This window comes from Niabella drilacis, assembly GCF_900101395.1.
Taxonomy (GTDB): domain Bacteria; phylum Bacteroidota; class Bacteroidia; order Chitinophagales; family Chitinophagaceae; genus Niabella; species Niabella drilacis.
Genome location: NZ_FMZO01000004.1, coordinates 412813 through 432732, shown reverse-complemented (window position 1 = coordinate 432732; position 19920 = coordinate 412813). Strand labels below are relative to the sequence as shown.

At 47.7% G+C, this 19920-nt stretch carries 20 protein-coding genes; 14 read left to right on the top strand and 6 right to left on the bottom strand.

The genetic code is table 11. The annotated features are described in order from the left end of the window. Positions 1–1101 (top strand): hypothetical protein (locus BLS44_RS10330; RefSeq protein ID WP_218127723.1); only part of this gene is annotated, 1101 nt, incomplete at its 5' end. A gap of 675 nt (positions 1102–1776) precedes the next feature. After that, the gene (locus tag BLS44_RS10320) at positions 1777–2064 is read left to right on the top strand and encodes a hypothetical protein (RefSeq protein WP_143019721.1); all 288 of its coding nucleotides are present in this window, start codon (positions 1777–1779) and stop codon (positions 2062–2064) included. A gap of 448 nt (positions 2065–2512) precedes the next feature. Here the strand turns inward: BLS44_RS10320 and BLS44_RS10315 are convergent, their stop codons facing one another. After that, on the bottom strand, positions 2513–2968 hold the full coding sequence (locus BLS44_RS10315) for a hypothetical protein (protein WP_143019720.1): 456 nt from the start codon (positions 2966–2968) through the stop codon (positions 2513–2515). 269 nt (positions 2969–3237) lie between these two features. Here BLS44_RS10315 and BLS44_RS10310 point away from each other — a divergent pair, with 269 nt between their 5' ends. Next, a complete protein-coding gene (locus BLS44_RS10310) occupies positions 3238–3507 on the top strand; it encodes a helix-turn-helix domain-containing protein (RefSeq protein ID WP_090389980.1) in 270 nt (89 codons plus the stop codon). 204 nt (positions 3508–3711) lie between these two features. On the opposite strand, the gene BLS44_RS10305 is transcribed toward BLS44_RS10310, so the two are convergent. Continuing rightward, positions 3712–4425 carry a pirin family protein gene (locus BLS44_RS10305; RefSeq protein WP_090389979.1) on the bottom strand — a complete coding sequence of 238 codons (714 nt, stop codon included), beginning with the start codon at positions 4423–4425 and terminating at the stop codon, positions 3712–3714. 133 nt (positions 4426–4558) lie between these two features. Here BLS44_RS10305 and BLS44_RS10300 point away from each other — a divergent pair, with 133 nt between their 5' ends. Further along, positions 4559–5488, top strand: coding sequence for a ring-cleaving dioxygenase (locus BLS44_RS10300; RefSeq protein ID WP_090389978.1), 930 nt, complete (start codon positions 4559–4561; stop codon positions 5486–5488). Between the two features lie 132 nt (positions 5489–5620). After that, positions 5621–6247, top strand: coding sequence for an alpha/beta hydrolase (locus BLS44_RS10295; RefSeq protein ID WP_090390016.1), 627 nt, complete (start codon positions 5621–5623; stop codon positions 6245–6247). Between the two features lie 102 nt (positions 6248–6349). Here the strand turns inward: BLS44_RS10295 and BLS44_RS10290 are convergent, their stop codons facing one another. The 3 genes from BLS44_RS10290 to BLS44_RS10280 form a co-directional block, all read right to left on the bottom strand. Beyond that, the gene (locus tag BLS44_RS10290) at positions 6350–8158 is read right to left on the bottom strand and encodes a hypothetical protein (protein WP_218127722.1); all 1809 of its coding nucleotides are present in this window, start codon (positions 8156–8158) and stop codon (positions 6350–6352) included. A 30-nt stretch (positions 8159–8188) separates the two neighbouring features. Further along, the gene (locus BLS44_RS10285) at positions 8189–9379 is read right to left on the bottom strand and encodes a glycosyltransferase WbsX family protein (protein ID WP_090390014.1); all 1191 of its coding nucleotides are present in this window, start codon (positions 9377–9379) and stop codon (positions 8189–8191) included. Between the two features lie 195 nt (positions 9380–9574). Then, a complete protein-coding gene (locus BLS44_RS10280) occupies positions 9575–9952 on the bottom strand; it encodes a beta-L-arabinofuranosidase domain-containing protein (protein WP_090389977.1) in 378 nt (125 codons plus the stop codon). 629 nt (positions 9953–10581) lie between these two features. Between BLS44_RS10280 and BLS44_RS10275 the strand changes: the two genes are divergently transcribed. From BLS44_RS10275 to BLS44_RS10255, 5 genes are all read left to right on the top strand, one after another. After that, positions 10582–10827: a hypothetical protein gene (locus BLS44_RS10275; RefSeq protein WP_090389976.1), complete on the top strand. Its 246-nt coding sequence runs from the start codon at positions 10582–10584 to the stop codon at positions 10825–10827. A 164-nt stretch (positions 10828–10991) separates the two neighbouring features. Then, on the top strand, positions 10992–12398 hold the full coding sequence (locus tag BLS44_RS10270; RefSeq protein WP_090389975.1) for a TolC family protein: 1407 nt from the start codon (positions 10992–10994) through the stop codon (positions 12396–12398). Between the two features lie 58 nt (positions 12399–12456). Next, positions 12457–13413: an HlyD family secretion protein gene (locus BLS44_RS10265; protein WP_090389974.1), complete on the top strand. Its 957-nt coding sequence runs from the start codon at positions 12457–12459 to the stop codon at positions 13411–13413. 7 nt (positions 13414–13420) lie between these two features. Continuing rightward, positions 13421–14608 (top strand): ABC transporter permease, encoded by a 1188-nt coding sequence (locus tag BLS44_RS10260; protein ID WP_090389973.1) that lies wholly within the window; start codon positions 13421–13423, stop codon positions 14606–14608. Between the two features lie 84 nt (positions 14609–14692). Then, on the top strand, positions 14693–16294 hold the full coding sequence (locus BLS44_RS10255) for a glycoside hydrolase family 16 protein (RefSeq protein ID WP_143019719.1): 1602 nt from the start codon (positions 14693–14695) through the stop codon (positions 16292–16294). A gap of 75 nt (positions 16295–16369) precedes the next feature. Here BLS44_RS10255 and BLS44_RS10250 read toward each other — a convergent pair whose 3' ends face one another. Further along, the gene (locus BLS44_RS10250; RefSeq protein ID WP_090389971.1) at positions 16370–16987 is read right to left on the bottom strand and encodes a Yip1 family protein; all 618 of its coding nucleotides are present in this window, start codon (positions 16985–16987) and stop codon (positions 16370–16372) included. Positions 16988–17307: 320 nt separating this feature from the next. Between BLS44_RS10250 and BLS44_RS10245 the strand changes: the two genes are divergently transcribed. The 4 genes from BLS44_RS10245 (at position 17308) to BLS44_RS10230 (ending at position 19856) form a co-directional block, all read left to right on the top strand. Continuing rightward, the gene (locus BLS44_RS10245) at positions 17308–17676 is read left to right on the top strand and encodes a hypothetical protein (RefSeq protein WP_090389970.1); all 369 of its coding nucleotides are present in this window, start codon (positions 17308–17310) and stop codon (positions 17674–17676) included. Between the two features lie 22 nt (positions 17677–17698). Then, entirely contained in the window at positions 17699–18565 is an 867-nt protein-coding gene (locus BLS44_RS10240) for a pirin family protein (RefSeq protein ID WP_090390013.1), read from the top strand. Between the two features lie 73 nt (positions 18566–18638). Then, positions 18639–19532 carry a pirin family protein gene (locus tag BLS44_RS10235; RefSeq protein WP_090390012.1) on the top strand — a complete coding sequence of 298 codons (894 nt, stop codon included), beginning with the start codon at positions 18639–18641 and terminating at the stop codon, positions 19530–19532. Positions 19533–19538: 6 nt separating this feature from the next. Further along, entirely contained in the window at positions 19539–19856 is a 318-nt protein-coding gene (locus BLS44_RS10230) for a GNAT family N-acetyltransferase (RefSeq protein WP_090389969.1), read from the top strand. Positions 19857–19920 lie beyond the last annotated feature (64 nt).

Here is a 19920-nt window from a genome sequence, read left to right as displayed (position 1 = left end):
ATTATAGGCTTCCGGCCCCCGGTCGGGCCACGGCTGCCGGTTATTATGAATGTTATTTTTGAAAGTGATCGCAAGGAAATAAGGGGCTATAATGATCTTGCCAACCTGGGGCAATACAACCTGCCTTTAAAGCATATTTATGGAAATATATCGTATAGCATGAATAATGCGAATATTTCTTATGAACGGAATACAGATGACCAGGGTAATGATGCAAAATACTATGTGGCGGCCACGGTTAATAACGCGTTATATGAATTTGATGAGAATGCCGCAGCGGATGGCATTTTACCGCCTCCGTATGGGATTCAGATATTAGTGCATCGTTTTGCCGGGGATGGTGCTGCACCCATGTTTGCACAAATGTCCGGCACCTACCCGGTGCAAATGGGTACAATTAAGTCGTTTTTCATAGGTGCAGCCGGTATTGCCACCGGAGTGTTCTATGGAGATCCGGTGACGGTTTCTGCGATAGCGACGAATATTGCCAGTAAAGCCCCGGATGTTGCTATTGGCTATCATTGGGACGCCGACCATTTTGCTACGGACAGGATCAAAGAAGTTGCTTATCATGAATTTGCCCATGCGAGTCATTACCGGATAGCAGATTTTAATATGTGGTTTGATAATATCGAATTTACGGTGAGTCATAACGGCTATGGAAATGCTGGTGACCCAGGAGTGGAGAAAACGGATCTTATAGAAATGTGGGGCTATTTTTTGGGAAGGGAATATGCACACAAAAGGTATGGGCCCAATGCACATAGTAGTCTGCCGGTATTCAATTTTCCACCCACGGCAGCGTTTGATAACAGCTGGTATGCCGCTAATGAACGAACAAGTTTTGAATCGGGACATATTCCGAGCGGCTTTTTGCACGATGTCAGCGATAGTAACAATTATAACGTCACACACAATTTGAACGACAACATAACCGTTGATAGTATTCAAGGATATAAAATCGGCACAATATTCAACCAGCTATATGGAACAACGGACGCAGTAGGACTGATTAACAAGCTGCAAAATTTTATTCCTTCAAGTGGAAATGCGAATACGAACCAAAATTATACTCTATTGAGAAATGCTTATGGATATTAAATTGCCCAACAAATCAATTATTTTATGAATAAGAAAGCCTTAGCAATAATACTAATCTGGACTGTACTCGCAGGGTGTGATCCTGGATCAGAATTTAGGAAAGTCGTTCAGAATGATTCAAAAAAGGATGTATGGATCATTTGGTACCAAAAGTCTGTAACCGGTTCAATCACATACACACCCATTGACAGTATTCTGGTGAAGGCAGGATCAGCTACCAGCTTTTTTAATGCCAGCGGGACGACTGGAGGGTATTGGACCAACGGAGACTGTGCAAATCCACTAAATGTAGATTCCCTTGGAGCGAAAATAAGTAATGAAAGTCAACTTCGGTTAATAAAGGATGTTAATGATAATAGCTTGTGGCAGTATTCCCGAAGTGGCGGCCGTTCCAAAGGATATAAGATTCAGTGTTCTTTGCACATTTCCGAATCCGATATTCAATAGAGATTGCGTGCGCCGGTTAAATTGACCATCTGAAGCCGGCGCACGCAACCTGGTTGTTATACCAAGACTCATTAAAAGAGCCGGCAAGATGCAAGGCTTTATGATATCTTCATAAACTTTACTCCCCGGTTCATTTCTATTGCTTTCCCGGGCTGAAGCCCCCTTTAAGCTGTTTTTAAAAACTTTTTAAGGGGCTGGGCTACCTATACGCCCTACAACAGCAGTCAGGTGGTAGCGACCTATGCCGGCCAGACGATGCAGGCAGGAACGGTTTCTTTCCCAGCATCTGATATCAACAGTAATATTATCATTACGATCACACTTGCAGCCGGCTGGTCATTAACAAGTGATAATGAATCTGTAAAAATACAGGGGTATAATACTACGCCTCCTGCAAGCAATCCTGCGCCCGGTCAGTTCAAAACCTACAAAGGCAATTCATTAACGGTTACAGTACCCAGTTTTGCCTTTTATGGTATTCACCTGGATGTAAGACGTATTGTTCCATGCCCCTGATCAACATAAAATAATAAAAATGACCATTCAACTAAAAGGAGCGGAGAACCACTCCTTTTAGTTTATTTTCCGCTGTATTGGGTACGCTGATTCACTATTTTAAACCCGAATAGGATGAATGAATCCGGCCGCCCCCCTTTGAAAAGAAGGGCTATACGGCTCATTCAGAACTATACTTTTTGTCCTTTGCAGCTCCCCCACATCAAAACCCGGTTGGCATAAATCATCCAGGATCGTATTCCGCCCGTCCAGCGCACACCCGCGTCAAAGGACGTTCCGGAAGCAGGTCAGCGGAGATTGACGGTCCGGCTGTTAAGAACCTGTAATGAACAACCCGGGACAATACCGCACCGGGCAATGTTTGCCGGAAAAGATGATACAAACAAGATAATACGGGGCCACCCCATTTATGTTTTTCCGCATACGATCTAACAGATTCCTCAGAGACCTACCTGAACAACCGCCGGAAGAACCCCTTTTTTTTACTCAATGCCCTATCAATAATTTCGATATGCGCCCGGATGTGTTTTGCTTCCTGGAAAATGGGAATCGTCATATACAAATTCATATTGTCAAGCGCATCAAGAATGTATTTTGCTGTATAAATGGCCTGCACATACACCTGCCGGATGTGCTCCGGCATACCCTTAGCGCTGCTGTTACCTGCCTTGTACTCCAGTTCACAATGAATTAAATAAAACACCGTTGAAAGATAGTAGGTACAGGCATCCTGGTATGCTGCACTTTGCAGACCATAAGCGCTGCCTATATCCATCAGCAATACCAGCACTTCGTTGCTGACATTGGAAGCATGTATAACACCCCAATCCGTATTTTTCCTGTACTCCGGTTCGTTCAGGTCTTTCTTTTCCAGAAAAGTTCTGGTTATCCATTGCTTTGGCATATAGACGGATAAAATTTTTTCCAGTTGAGCAGTTGAATTGTTGATCATAATGTGCTATTAGGCGGTGAGAAAATAAGCAGGTTGGGCGCTGTCCGTTCATGGTTGTTCTCCAGGTATTTCAGGTGGTGGCTTTGTAATTCCTGATCCCACCTTAACGGGTGTCATCCCCTCTTTTATAACAACTCAAAGAAAGGGTTTCCAGGCAATGTGGGTCTTTGCAATACTTCATAGCAGATCTGTTTAAACAGCCGCATCAAATATAGGCAAATTTGCTTATAGGTTTATTTGCCCATTTATCGACTTTTATTTTTGTGACCCGTGCAGAGGAACAAATATTAAAAGATTTTGGCAAGCGTTTGAGATCCATTCGTTTAAGAAAAAATTTCACGCAGGAGAAACTGGCTTTTACCATTGGCATGGAGATCTCCCAGATAAGCAGGATTGAAAGGGGCATCATTAATACCTCTTTGCTGAATATCATTAAAATTGCCGAAACACTGGAGGTTTTGCCCGGTGAGTTATTCGGAGAAAGGACTTGACGGGACCTGTCCAACCTATTAATGCCCTACACTGCGGCAGGAACACCCGGATCCGGCAGGAAGCTAAAAGAAGGAAATCTATGTATGGGATGGGGCTGCACGATTTTGCGCTTTAGCATACCTGCAGCAATACTCATATCCACAAACTCCGGCCCCTGACACCGGGCTACCGAAGGCTAAACACAGGCCGTTGCAGCGCAGCCATCACTTCTGATTTACTACTGTTTCAATAACCAGGTATTCACTTTCTTCATTGCACCGGATCGTTACCGTATCCGTATCCCAGATACCCAATGCATCCCGCTGCGGAACGTCCACCCCATTTACGGTAACCGATCCGGAGATCACAAATATAAAAAGACATTTGTTTTCTGGATTGAAGGAATAGGTAGTCGTATTCTCTTTTTCAAAATACCCCAGGCTTAGCCGGGCGTTCTGATTGATCCAGCAATGCGCCTGCCCCTCTTCATGCGATACAATAGTAACCAGCCTGTTCTTCCTTGCTTCTTTTGGGAAGCTGCGGTATTGATAGCGGGGCACAATGTTCTGCTGCTTGGGGTAGATCCAGATCTGCAAAAAATTCACTTCCTCTTCCCCGATATTATACTCCTCATGCCGCAGTCCACTGCCGGCGCTCATGATCTGTACGCCGCCTTCTTCAAACTCAGTATCATAACCGAGGGTATCTTTATGATTCATTTCACCCTTAAGCAGTATGGAAATGATCTCCATATTCATATGCGGGTGAATACCAAACCCCTTACCCGGTGCCAGGTAATCATCATTAAACGTAAATAACGTTCCAAATGCGCTTTTTACAGGGTTATAATAATTGCTGAAACTGAAAACAAAATTGCTCTTTAGCCAGCCTGCGTCTTTGATGCCTCTTTCGGAAGCTTTAAAGGATTGTACCTGCATAATTTTTTTTTAAGAGTGATGCCTGTATTTACCCTGCAAAATAACTACAACGACCTTTATTACCACTTAATCTACTTCAAGTGATTCCGGATTATTGGAGGCTAACTTTGTGTTCTAATAAAAAATCACGATCATGGAAAATAAAGTTTTAGGATTGCATCATATCACCGCTATAGCGGACAATGCCAAACGCAATCACGCGTTCTATACCAATATACTGGGGCTGAGGCTCGTAAAGAAAACAGTAAACTTTGACGATCCCGGTACCTACCATTTTTACTACGGTAATGAAAGCGGTACACCGGGTACCATCCTTACCTTTTTTCCCTGGGAAGGGATCGGCAAAGGCAGGGCAGGAGCCGGAATGACCACACATATCGGCTATACCGTTCCGGAAGGCAGTTTCGATTTCTGGAAAAAGCGTTTTGATGAAAACAAGATCACATATAAAGAAGCAGCAATATTCGGGGAACAGCAGCTGGCCTTCACCGACCCGGACGGGCTGCAGCTTTCACTGATCATTCCTGCTGTTGCAGATGGCCGTGTTCCCTGGACCACCAGCGAGGTTGCTGCCGACGTGGCCACCAAAGGCTTTCACAATGCAACCCTCACCCTGCATCAGGCAGATCCTACAGCAAAAGTACTGACCGATCTGCTGGGCTACCGGCAAACGGCACAGGAAGGGAACCGCTACCGGTTTGTAAATGAAAATATCGACACGGCTAATTATATCGACATTATCGAAGATCCGGGCGCTGGCTACGGACGCAACGCCGCCGGAACCAATCACCATATCGCGTTTAGGGTAGCGGATGACACCGTGCAAATGGAACTGAGAGAAAAAATTGCGGCCGCCGGGTTGAACATCACTCCCAAGATCGACCGGGATTATTTTTATTCCCTCTATTTCCGGGAGCCCGGTGGCGTATTATTTGAAATCGCTACGGACAACCCGGGCTTTACAAGGGATGAACCGCTGGAGCAATTGGGTACGGCATTAAAGCTGCCCAGGCAATATGAACCCGCGCGGAATAAAATTGAAGCCGTCCTTCCCCAATTATAATACGATCCCGATCTGGTAATTTCTTTGACGAAAGACCCGTCAAATACCAGGAACGTTTTTGGGGCCTCTGATGAGCATGCAGTTCATTTGCGGAAGACCCAGCCACACTCAATAACTAAAAAAGGAGCATATATGCACACATTAAATATCACCACAGGCGGAATGGAGCTGAGCAAGGCCTCCCGGGCACTGATCATGCTGCACGGACGGGGCGCAACAGCTGATGATATACTATCGCTCGCCGGTTACCTTCATCTAACAGACACCGCATTGCTGGCGCCACAGGCTACCAATCATACCTGGTATCCCTATTCTTTTATGGCCCCTGTAAAAGATAATGAGCCCTGGCTTTCCTCTGCTATTGATATTGTACAACAAACCGCAGATATTGTATTAAAAGCGGGTATTCCAGAAGAGCATCTCTACTTTCTGGGCTTTTCACAGGGCGCCTGCCTCACCCTTGAGTACATTACACGCCATGCACAACGCTATGGCGGCGCGGTGGCTTTTACCGGCGGACTGATCGGCGACCGGCTTTACACGCAGAACTATACGGGTGATTTCCGGCAAACACCTGTATTCATTGGTACCAGCGATCCGGATTTTCATGTACCGGTAGAACGGGTGCAGGCTACCACCGGGTTGCTGCAGCAGATGAATGCTGACGTTACGGAAAAGGTTTATCCAAACATGGGACACACGATCAGCGCGGATGAGATCACCCTGGCAAACCGGCTCGTTTTTGACCGTCGGCAGTAATACACCTGCAACCGTCAATATTCTGGCTACTGTTTCGACAACCATTTATTCAGGGGTACAGTATCTCCCTGAATAAATAAGGACTTAAAATAAGTGCTGCCTCTACGGTGCTGCAAAATGAAAATTAAATCTTCCCAGGGGTGCGGTATCACCGTTGATGATAAAATCTGTGATGACCCCGTCCTGCTGCATATTATCGCTCCATTTAAAACCAAGATCTGCCTTAGCAGGTATGCCCAGTAATGATCTCGGTATTTTAAGCTCCATTTTATTACCGGCAACTGCGTATTCCAGCTCCCCCGTTTTTTGCCAGTACCAGCCCCCTGTTGATTTTTCAAGGGTTGCCTTCTGCCCCGGGCTCAGCCGGTTCACAACAAAATCATAACCCTCCCACCCGGTATTCTTATCATTGTCCGTATCAATAAAAAGGCGCATCCACCCCGGGTCTGTTCTGGGTGTAAGGTCAGCTGCGGTTTCCACATAAAAATAAAAGTTCTCGTTATCCCTCGCAACCCGGGCCAAAACGATATCATTACGTCCTGTATTGTTCCGGTAATACAGGCTGCCCCAGCCGGGGCTGCTCCGGTGCAGTGTATTGCCTTTATAAGTGCGGAATGCCGGGGTTACCTTCATCCATTCTTCAAAGTTGCCGTCTATCCGGATGGAACGCGGTGCTGAGGCGGGTTGTGGCGCGGGCAGGCCCTTAAACCGGCGTATATTGGTCACCATCTGGTAGTAATAGTTATCGCCATGTCCGCCTTTCATTGGCTCTACATCGCGGCTGCCCTCCTGGTCACATTCATCCGGGAATGCATTGGTCTGCTGCTGCCATACTTTATAACGGCCTGCGATCCATTCGTTCCAGCCGGTAATAAAAATAAACTCCGGATCCAGCTCCAGTGCGCGCTCCCATTGTTCCTGGAAATTGAATCCATAATTCACCGCACCCGGTGTTGTTATCTGCCCTTTTGCATTTGTATAGCTCCGGCCAAAAGCACCGGGAGCATTCATAGCCGTTAATCCCCTTTCCTTGCTCCAGTTTTGTGCCACGCCTACTGTCACCTGTTCAAACCCGCCATTTTTGTTCTTTACAAACCCGTGCTGGGGATATATTTCCAGCCAGCCCCAGTGATCCGGGCGCTCGGGACCCTTGTTATACACGGGCTGCCCCGGTCGAAAAGTGAAAAAGTTTTTCATGGCCGCGCGCAGCGCAGGATCATTTTTCTTACCTGCAATATCATCCGCAAACTCGGGCAACCCCATGATCAATGGCTTTCCCTTCCAGATAAACCAAAGGTCTTTATAAAGTCCCGGCCGGTACAGGTCATGGTACAGCTCCCTCAGGATCTCCTTACCTCCGTCGCTGGGCCAGAATGGGAGCATAAAGGCGATGCGGGGTGTTGGAACACCATCCTTCCTCGCTTTGGTAAATACCTCGCAAAGCTTCCTGTAGGATTCCTTCCAGGTGATATTCCCGTTGGTACAGTCAAAAATAATCACATCCACACCTGCGTCTGCAAGCATCTCCGCATGTTTACGTAATACCCATTCATCGGTGTCCAGGTAATAGCCCAGCAAAGGCTCGCCCCAAAACCAGGGGCTGTTGCGCCGGGGCCAGATGGGATGGTCATAATCGTCAATGGCCTTCGGATCGCGGGCCAGGTAATCCGTTACATTGAAGGGGGGATTGTCCTTGCCCTGTCTTGTATGCCAGGTCCAGTAGAACAATCCTACAAACTTATCCTTCCGGGAGGCGCCGGTGGTTTCATAACCCGGAACGCGCCGGCCCAGCGCATCTGTAGCCGTTTGCAGAGAATGATCAACCGTTAATGTCTGAGCAGCAGCATACAGCAACAGCAGTAGAAAACAACCGGTCAGCAGCAAGCGATGCGTTGGGAAAATAAGGTTCATTGATACACGTTATAGTTAATATTCTCGCTGCTATTTTATGGTGGTTGCAGGGTGCGCCGGAAAAATCCGTTTCAGTACTTCAAGGTACCCCAGCTTATGTACGGTATCGGGCTCCAGGTAGCTGCCCTCCGACCATTCATTCCAGGCATTGATGGTCACTATTTGCGGCTGCCCTGGATGCGCATCCAGGTAAGCCTTCGCTTTTTCAAGGTATTTCGCAAATTTTTCGGGAGCCGGGTTGGTGATATATCCTGCCTTGAAGGGATAACGGGGATTGGGATCCCAACCGATGGTTACGTTCGGAAGATAGGGGATCGAAAAATCGTGGTCAAACCCGCTCCACATTGCTGTAGAAGCGTCGGCCCATTTTTCATAGTCGCCTGAAGGCCGCTGCAGATGCGCCCAGCAATAATTGGTAATGGTTTTAAAACCAAAATAGGTAAGCACTTTATCCTGTGTTTGTATCTTATCGCCCGGCACGCCGCTGATAGACGCCGGTAAGGCCGACCATAAGATACCCTGAAGATGCAGCCCCGGGAAACCCGCGGCTTTTGTTTTTCTCCTGAAATCATCAAGGGCCGCTTTTGTTGCTACCGGCCCGCCCAGACCATTGATAAGGGTTTGCAATTCATAAATACAAAATACGGGCTCTCCGTTGATCTTGTAATAAGACGGGTTTTTAAAATAGCGACTGATCAACCGGTCGGTGATCTTATCAAACTCTGCCCGGCTTACTCCTCCTTTCCAGATCACCGAGTCCTTGCGTGGATTACGGGCGTCCCAATAGCTGGTAGCATCGTGGTTAGCCCACATCAGGTAAAACTTCATCCGTCCTCTATTGGCCTTTAAAAACCCGTTATTAATACAGCTTTCCAGGAATGGCTGTCCTTCGTACCAGTACCAATCGAATATAAACGTGTTTACACCATGGGCCACGGCCGTTTTTATTTTCCGGTCCATTACCCGCGGATCGGCCTCGTTTTCATACCCCCATAACGGCACTTTGGGCTGCATATGCCCTTCCTCTTTGGGCCTGGCCTTATAGATAATTTCCCACTCCCCTTTTTTATCCGGAAAAAGAAAGCCACTCCTGGGCTCATAATGATAGGCCGGCCAGTAAAAAGCCGCCACATCATAACGCTGCGCTGTTGTGCTACCGGAGCCTGCTGCCCAGGCCAGGCAGCACAGCAATAAACAACGGATCCTCTTTTTTACGATCATTTGCGTGGTTATTTTATACATTCAACAATATTACCTCTTTCTTCCCCTTCTACCTATAGGGGAGCCAGGCGCAGATATAGGTTCCATCCCAGTTGTTCACAGATGCATATTTCACCATCCGGATATAACCGCCGGTGGTGGGCACCTGCATGATCTGCTGGTAATGACTTCCGGCCGGTCGTGCCGGCTTCGCCTCTACAAGGCCTTATGGCTCACAATACTGACCGGCTCATTGTAATGCGGATCCTGGTTTTCATCTCTTTCCAGCACAAGAGGCCCCACCTGCAACGCCCTGAACGGATCTTCGTTCCGGTTGCTGCCATGAGGTGCTTCCAGGATGCGGCTCCGCATGTCCAGCCAAACTATAATCTCATCACCATCCCTCCAGCTTCGCTTGATTTCGAGATAGCCTCCCGGTATTGCTTTGTAGGCTTGCCCGTTTACCGCCACCCGGGTTGCGGCACTCCAGGAGGGGATCCGCAGTCTGACAGGGAATACTTCCTTTTTCGTAGTATGCACCCGGATGCGAACCGCTCCGCTTTGTGGGAACGCGGATGTGATCTTTAACCGGATACCTGGGTCATAGAAGCTGTTGCTGCATTGTAAAGGTTGACCACAGGTCCGGCGGCAGAACGCATTACAGCTATATAGGGGAGACGGGCCAGCCCCATAGGACCATTTAAATTACAGCAGGTAACGTATACATTATTGATCATCCCTCCCCACCCCGTCCTGTTGGTTTTGAACTGCTGTCAAATCCCGGGCAGCATACAAGTCAGGTAACAGTGGAAAAGGCTTTAACCGCAAACAGTCTCATCTGATTGGTTTTAATAGTTAAAAATGGAATTTCATTTTATTGAGATATATTTCATTTGCTGCACACAATCGCTTTCAAAAACGAAAATGAGAAAACTTTTTTAAACCACCGTCCTGCACCTTCCTGATATGCGTCAAATACATCTAAAATTTCGAAAGCCTATTAAAGCCCTTTTTTAAAGACTGTTTCTATCATTTGTAATGATGCCTTTGCAGGTATTATTTTTCATCCACAGGTTAACCCATGGCTTCGGTCCTGACTCCTTCCGGAGCCTTGTGTTTATACAACGTTTATCATACCTGTATCATGACAGCTACTTTAGGACACAATTCATTTACGACCTGCTTGCGTTGCGCCCCGTTAACCTTAACTTAATGCACAGGTGATGGCAATCAGAACGCAGAAAAAAATAATCGGCAGCTATAGCGGGAATGACCGCCACAGCACAGGAGTTCTGAATGCATCTAATAAGATGCGCTCCCCCAGCCTCCCGGCACCAGCCAAAATCACCAGGTATCCTATTGCAAACAAAGTTGCCATGAGCAGGAGGCTGCAAAAACCGACCGGCAATATAGCCCTTCTCTATAACCGGCAGGAGCAAACAATATTTGTTGCAACAGGCACTGCTTAAAAATATATTCAATGATCCGGCCCGGATCTGCATACAGACATTTCCATATCCGCATACTTAAAAAAAAAGTCTGACATCATATTTTCAGCACAGAATGGGGTAAAACACGGATTTAATATTATATTTAATGTAAATTTTATTCCCGTATAAAATATTTTTCCATAATGAAAGAGATGCTGCACCTTATCCTGCTTTTGCTGCTATTCCATAGCAACAGCCAGGCACAATCAGCACCGGATTTTAAAGAGCTTTTAGACAGCGCACTGGTGCGGGATGCCGATCTGAGAATGCAGCAAACCAAAAACAAGATCACCGAACTGGACCAGCAGAAACTTAAAGATATTTTCCTGCCCACCCTGGAAGCCAGCGGTATGGCCGGTTATATGAATGCCACGGCCCACCTTATTTCTCCGGAGATCAACCTGCAGCCTTTTCTGAATATTCCCGAAGGAAAATATAATAACAACCTGAATATTTCCGGCTTTTCGGGTCTTGCAAAAGCTGATGCAAAAATGCTTTTATACTCCGGTGGCAAGGTAAAATACCTGGGTAAGGCACTGGAAGAAAAACAGCTGTCTGAAAAGGCATTGCTCGAGAAATCGCAGGACGAAGTTGTTGCGATTATATCCAGGGCCTACGATCAGCTGGCATTGGTACACCAGTCAAAAAAAGTACTGGACGAAAGCAAAAAAAGACTGGACGCTAATAAAAAAACCGCGGATAAGGCACTGGGCTATGGCCTCATTACACCCTATGATCATAAAAAAATTGAGCTGGCCCAGGCCACCCTGGACGCAAAAGTAGCCGAGTACGAAGGTAAAAAAGAGCTGCTGCTTACGCAACTTGAGGTATTGACCGGCATTACCAAGGATCGGCTGCGGCAGATCGAGCCGGTCCTGGCGCCTATTACAACCACGGCGCCGCAAAAAACAATTGAAGAACGCGCAGAGATCCGGGCGTTGGATCATGGCATTGCCGCCAGCGATTTTAAAGTAAAGGCAGAAAGAACCTGGTGGATCCCCAAGGTGCAGCTTATGGCCTCTGCTTATTACCTGGGGCTCTATGGCAGCAGATGGAAAACTTCGGGGAATATTATTCCCCCCATCCCCAGCATCGGATACCCCGGCCGCAAATTAGACTGGCGCCCTGCCAGCCTGAATGTATTTCCCATACTGCGGGCCGGTGTAGGATTTCAGTGGTCGATCTTCGATGGCAGAGAAGGCAAACATGCCGCCGGGCTGGCACTTATAGACCGGGAGCAGTTGCTGAACCAGAAATATGATGCGCTGCGGAAACTCACATTAAACCAGGCCAATAATCAATCGGGTTATGATATCGCCAATGCACAGATCGGGCTGAAGAAAAAACAAAAAGAGCTGGCGCAAAATGCATTGGTACAGGCGGAAAAAGAATTCCGGTATGGGATGGCCAAATCTATGCAATTGATTGAAGCGGAAAACGACCTGGAAGCAGCCGAGCTGGAATATCAGAATGCTTTGTTTAACCAGCGCAGGGCAGCGATAGAACTGATGCGTTCGACCCAGGAGCTGGATGTAACAAAGCTGTATTAAGGGAGTTATTAGCTAATCGCTGATAACTGAGCACTGATAACAAAAATTTCTTATAAAAATGAGCGTTAATCGTTACCTGGTATGGATCGGCCTGTTGATACTGGCCGCGTGTGGCAACAAAAACAGCAAACCTGTTTCCGTTGAGGGAAAGGTCAAAAAAGACGTAATATCTTTTGCGCCAAAGGTTACAGGAAGAATCCTGAAGATCTATGTAACCGAGGGGCAAACCGTAAAAAAGGGCGATACCCTTGCCCTGCTGGATGTTCCGGAAGTTTCTGCGAAAATCGCTCAGGCAGAGGGCGCAGTAAATGCCGCCACAGCGCAGGAACAGATGGCACGGAAGGGCGCTACAGCCGATCAGATGAAGCAACTGCAGGCCAAGTACCGGGGGTTAAAAGAGCAGTATACTTTTGCACAGAAATCATTTGACCGGGCTACCAACATGTACAACGACAGCCTGATGTCGCCCCAGGCTTATGACGAGGTATATGCCAAGCTACAGGGCGCCAAAGCACAATACGATGCCGTTGTTGCAGAGATGGATGATGTAAAAAAAGGCACACGCATCGAAAAAGTGGAAATGGCTGCGGGACAGGCATCACAGGCAAAAGGAGCCCTGCAGGAAGCGAACGTGGCTTATGCTGAACGCTACGTTATTGCCACCAATGATATGGAAATAGAAACGATCAGCCTTAACACCGGAGAGCTGGCAACGGCAGGCTTTGCATTGTTTAACGGGTACATACCGGGCAGCACCTGGTTCCGGTTCACCGTTCCGGAAAGCAGTATCAATGCTTATAAAAAGGAACAGCAAGTGAAGGTAGCAGTAGTCTATAACAAGGAAGTGGTCAGCGGTTCTATCGTTTACATTAAACAGCTTACCCGCTATGCTGATATTACAACCGCTTACCCCGACTACCAGCTGCAGGATGCCGTTTACGAGATAAAGGTAAAGCCTGCAGATCCTGATAAAGCCGGGCTGATATTGGTAAATGCAAATGTGCTCCTGAAATAGTTTTTTTATGAAAGAATTCCTGCGCCTGCTGAAACGAGAGTTCAGGCTGTTCATCAGCAACTCCACCCTGCGGAGTGTATTTTTCCTGGCCCCCGTTTTTTATGCTGCCTTACTGGGATTTGTTTATAAAAGCGGGAAGGTGGAAAACACACCGGTCATTGTTATTGACAGGGACAATACTCCTCTCTCCGGCCAGCTGGTGGAAATGCTGGGCGATAACAAAAGCATTAAAGTGCTTCGTTTTGTTCAGGAGCCCGGCAACATAAAAAACGAAGTGATCCGGCACGATGCAGCCGCCGTGGTCATGATCCCCGCAAAATTTGAAGCCGCCATGCTTCAGAAGAAATACCCCGAGGTCAATGTATACGTTAACACAGGGAATATGATGACTGCCAATTTTGCCACCAAGGCCCTGCAGCTGACCATCGGTACATTTTCAGCCGGCGCCGCCATAAAGGGCCTCCAGAAAATGGGGATGAGCCCGGGCCGGGCTGCTACACAATACGAGCCCTTTAAAACCAATTACATCACGCTTTTTAATACCACCAGCAACTATCTTATCTTTATGTGGCCGGCGATGCTGGCGGTAGTATTACAACAGGTTATTTTACTGGCCATGGCAGTAAGTTTTGCTGCAGAATTTCAGCGGGGCTCTTTTAAAAAGGAATATACGGCCATGCGACGCTGGGCTTTTCCAACGATGCTGATCAAGGTCATTCCCATCTGGAGCTTCTCCATTCTTATCGTATGCATCTATTACATCATGCACATGATCTTCCGGGTGCCGCTTCCGGAACGTATTTTCAACTTTATACTGCTCTCCGCTGTGTTTGTGAGTTCGGCTTCTTTCCTGGGTGTCTTTATCAGCATCCTGATCCCCGATGCATTAAAAGCAACACAGATATTGATGGTGCTGGCATCTCCCGCCTTTATCATCAGCGGGTTTACCTGGCCTATGAGCGCCATGCCCGGCTTTGTCCAGTTTATTGCCAACATCATCCCGCTCACCCCGTTTTTACAGGCGTTCAAGATCCTGCTGATCCAAAAAGGCCCAGCAACGCTCATTGCTCCCTATATGAATCACCTCCTGCTGTTGCTGTTGGTATATGCCCTGTTGGGCTGGATAGCGCTGAAAATAAAACTCTGGTTGCTATTCAAACCCGTAAAACCCATCGCGGAGGCAACCGGCGCCTAGCAACGTCCACGCTTTTATTTCCTCAACAAAGGCTTTCGCATATCAGGGACATCCGCCAACAATACCCGCACACAATTCAGAACAATGAAAACAATCGCATTTCTATTCCTGTTGCTCTCAGTCGTCATTGAAGGCCAGGCACAACCCCCTGATGCTTCCCCATCAGCAATGCGGCTCAGGGGCACCCGAAGCTGGATCCGGGTAAGCTGGAATGCCGGCAACAACATACAACGGCAACAGCTGTACTGGTCGGCCGACAGCAAAAGGCCGGCAAACCCCGGCGCTATGCTGCTGCCCGGAAAAGATCGTTACTATATACAGGAAGTACGGGCCGGAGCTACGTATCATGTGTGGCTGGAAACCACTGACCAAGCAGGGCATACCAGCATCGTAGAAGATACCGTAACTGCAAACCGCAACTGGGAGCCGGACCCGGAGGAATTGAGCGCCCTGATAACAAACCCGGGTTCCACCGCTGTACCTGCGGGGATGCAGCTCTTCTGGCAGGACGAGTTCAATGATGAGCTGTTAAACAGGAATAAATGGACCACAAATTATTTTTCATCCCTTAACTATTTCAATGAAGAATCCAGAAAAGAAATGCTTGCCGGCCAGCTGCCCCAGCCAGCGTACCGTCTGAATGGTCAAACCATCAACCTCTTTGTAAACGACTCCCTGCCGGAACGGTTGTATACTAAAAAAGGCAACCAGAAAATATCATCCATACAAACCTACGACTGGCAAACAAATGAGAACCTGCTGGACAACAGCCGGGGTGGCTACTTTGAGGTAAAAGTTCGGCGAAGCAAAACGGGAAACCCCAAAGGCCTGAACACCGCTTTCTGGTTCGACTCGCCCGGCCCGGATCTACGCTATTACCTGGAGCAGGGAACAGTCGTAGACGGCATAAAAGGAATTCGCCCGCCAGGCCAGGTTTTTGAGATTGATGTCTTTGAATTGCTGAACGCACAGTTCGTATTACACGGCCAGGTAGATAAAAACGGGAAATTTGTACACAACCTGGCTACCCATATTGCAAAAGGCTATACACATGAAAACAACTGGGTCATCCATGGTATGCTTTGGACCCCAACCAGCATCAAACATTATATCAACGGCCACCTCATTGCCGCGTACACTGATAAACACAAGATCTACGCACCCAATCATTTTATGAATGTTTTTCTGGGCACTTACGGTTCCCTTGGCAATGTAAATATGGAGGTAGACTATATCCGCTATTACCAATGGCCGCTGACAAACGGCAATGAATTACCGAACCCGGGTTTTGAGGATAGCGGCAGCCTGGCTCCCTGGGAGGGAACCGCTACATTAGCTGCAGCCGCGGGCAGAAATAAAACTACCGGGCTGCAATTGACCCCGGGTCAAAAAATTGAACAATACCTTTACCTTAGCAACAATACCCTGTATACTCTCGAATACTGGTTACAGGGCGGTACTGCCAGCGCCGGCATTGAAAACGTAACAATGGTGACCGGCGACCTTTCACCGGTTGCCAGCCAGGAGAAACGGGGGAAAAGGACCTTTGCCAAAAACCACATGGATTTCCGGACCGGGGCCGGGCAGGATCATCATAAAAAAACCATCCGCCTTGCGATCGAAAATACCGGCAATACCACCATTATGCTGGACGACATCACCATAAAAACCAGAAAGCTCCGCTAAAAATCCGCCACTCCCGAAAGCGCCGGCAATCCTTTACACTTCAGGTTACCAAAAAAATCAGCGCAGTGGTGCTGCTTATTGAATTTTTATGGATTCCAGGATATCTTTTGACATCGAAAGTCCCATGGAGGGCATTACCAGGGCGCTCATGATCATTCCAATAACAAAATAAACGGCCAGGATCACCAGCAGGGATACAATAAAATAAGAGAGCTGCTTATCTTCCGGTGTCCTTTTCATTTTGGGCAACCCGATATATAAAAGATACAGGCCATAAAGCGCGAAAATGGCCCCCAAAAAGGCCAGCCGGGGCAATACCGCCAGTAAACCGCCTACCCATGCCGGCGTATAGGCATAGGCCACCAGCTGCACAGACCGGCCCATATTTTTTTCAGAACCAAAACTGGACGCTAATGCATCGATCACAAAGGCGCTGACAAACACTCCCAGCACAGCACCAACCAGCGTGTTGATAGCCTGGTAAATACCCCAGTTGATACCCTTGATCCGGAACAGCCCCGCATCAAAACCGATAAAGGCGTACCCGATAAAGGCCGCTATAGCTGCAAGACCAGCCAATGGCAATACATAACCGGTGATCACTTTGGCATTATCGGGCTGCTCGCCGTCAATAACATCCCATTCCGTTTTTGGGGAAAGAATCATACTTTTTGCGCGGTTGATAACATTCATAATCAGAGCGTTTTTAGCTTTTGAATTGAAAAATTAAAGTTATGGAGTCTTTGTTACTTTATCATGAACAAACGGATCGCCAAATCAGGCGATACCGGTAATCTTATCGTTGTCCTTTCCCCGTTCTGTATATGGATCCTTTATACCCGCCCCAACTGCAAAAGTAACAAGCCTCTCCCTATTATTGCGTCTTGTTATCCGGGAAAATACAGGCAGCGCGCAGGCGCCTGTTGATATGTGCGTACAATTCCGGCACTTAACATAGTTTAAGTATAAATCTTTTATGCCGTTGTAACTTTATACCACAAGGAGTAAAAGATATGAAAACAGAAATTTTAGGCATACACATCAATGAACAGGCAAGACGCCTGCTGAAGGAACAAAAAAACAGCAACCTGGTTGAAGTATCAACCGCTGAAGCAGCCGTTGAGAAGTTCCAGCTTATTGATTTTGACGTGGTTGTTGCGCCGGAAAACGACCTGGCGTCCAATGCGGAAGCAATGCTGAAAAAATTGCTTTCATTGAACGATCATGACAGCATGTGGATCACCTATCAAAGTGATCATGAAGAAGAACTGGGAAAAGAGATCGCTGCTTTTTTAAAAGAGCAGGAAACGGCACCCCGGCATTCTTTCTCTGTAACCGATGACGGTTTAAAGCCGCAGGGCCTCAAAATTGAAATTTTATAAAAAAGTAAGGAGTACGCATAATATGAAAAAAACAATTGCAAGAATAACACCCCGGCCGGCGCAGCCGCATATGGTAGGTGACGGGTTCAGGGTATATGGCTTTATTCCTGCTGCTGTTGACCGGCGCAGTATGAGCCCCTTCCTGGTGCTGGATTTTAACCCGGAATACGATTTTGGTCCTTCCGAAATTCCTCGGGGTGTGGGAGCACACCCGCACAAGGGCTTTGAAACCGTTACTATTGCCTATAAGGGCAGTGTACAGCATGCAGACAGCAGTGGCGGCGGTGGCGTTATTAGCGAGGGGGATGTGCAATGGATGACAGCTGGTTCCGGCATCCTGCACAAAGAGTTTCATGAAGAGCACTTTTCAAAAACCGGCGGCCCCTTTGAGATGGTACAACTTTGGGTAAACCTGCCGGCAAAAGATAAAAATACAACGCCCCACTATCAGGCCATTACCAAAGACCGCATGGGCCGGTATGAAATACCCGGTAATGGCGGTGTGGTAAACGTAATTGCCGGCGCCTTTAACGGGATAAACGGTCCTGCAGCAACCTACAGCCCGGTCCATCTCTCCAACATCCGCTTAAATGCAGATGCAGAAGTGACCACCAGCCTTCCGGCAAACTATAACACGGCCCTGCTGATCATAAAAGGCAATGTAGAAGTGAACGGGCAGCCTGCAGGAGAGCACAGTTTCGTCCACTTTACAAACGAAGGCGAGGATATTGTTATAAAAGCCACCCGCAACGCAGTGGTATTACTGCTGAGCGGAGCACCCATTGATGAACCCATTGCGGCCTATGGTCCGTTTGTAATGAACACACAAGCGGAGATCTATGAAGCCATGGAAGCGTTTCAGGCCGGTAAATTTGGTACACTGGTTTAAAGAAACAGGTGAGGGCGCCGCTATGTTAGCATACCTCACCTGTTTACCTTATATTCACATAAAACCGATAATAATGTCAAATATTGGAATGATCATTGAAGAACGGGCTGCAGATATCGGCAATTTTCTGGTTGGCCGCCTGTTACCCTTCCGGCAAAAACGAATGGTTGGTCCCTTTATTTTTATTGACCACATGGGACCTGCCAATCTCCGGGACCACCAAAACCTGGACGTGCCGCCGCATCCGCACATCGGTCTCTCTACGCTCACCTATCTTTTTGAGGGCGCCATTATGCATCGCGACAGCATCGGGTCAGAAGTGGAGATCACTCCCGGGGCAGTGAACTGGATGACGGCCGGAAAAGGAGTGGTACATTCTGAACGGACACCTGAGCGCCTGCGTACAACGGATAAAAAACTGCATGGACTACAAATATGGGTAGCGCTCCCCAAAGAGCTGGAACAATGCGAGCCCTCCTTTACCCATGTAGAAGCCACGGCCATCCCCGTATGGCAACAGGACGGGGCCGAAATAAAACTGATTTCCGGTACGGCGTTTGGCAAAACATCCCCGGTGCCCGTACACAGTCCGCAATACTTTATCAAGATCGTTACCCCTAAAGGGCAAAAACTTAATATCGGCAAGGATCTTTACGGAGAAAGCGGGCTATATATCCTGGAGGGCAGTGTGATCAGTGAGGGCAATACCTATGGCCCCAGGCAGATACTCGTTGCCAGGGATAGTACTCTTTGTTCTTTTGAAACCACCGATGATACAACCATTTTCATTTTTGGGGGCGAGCCTTTTCCCGAAGAGCGCTTTATCTACTGGAACTTTGTAAGCGCTGACAGGGACGTTATTGAAAATGCCAAGCAGGCCTGGCGGGACCAACGCTTTCCACCCGTGCCCGGCGAAACTGAATTTGTACCATTACCGGAACAATCCGGCAACATTAATCTAAAATAAGCAATCATGAAACCCGAATTTACCGGTATCCCCCTTATAAAAAACGACAGTGAGAAGCAATACGAATTGACAATAGAAGGCTATACTGCTGTCATCCGGTTTAACGAAACCCCTCACCATATTACCCTGGTACATACCGAGGTGCCTGCTGAACTGGAAGGTAAGGGCGCCGGTACGGCGATCGTGGAAAAAACCCTGGAATCCATTGAGCAAAGCGGTAAAACCCTGGTACCCCTCTGCCCCTTTGTGTTTGCCTATATCAAACGGCATCCGGACTGGAAGCGTATTGTGGACCCTGGGTTTAAAGGGTTTAACCAGGCATAGGCATTGTCTTCGTTCCAACAGGGGGCGTTCGCTATTCCTGATACGCCCCTTTGCGTCTTTTTGG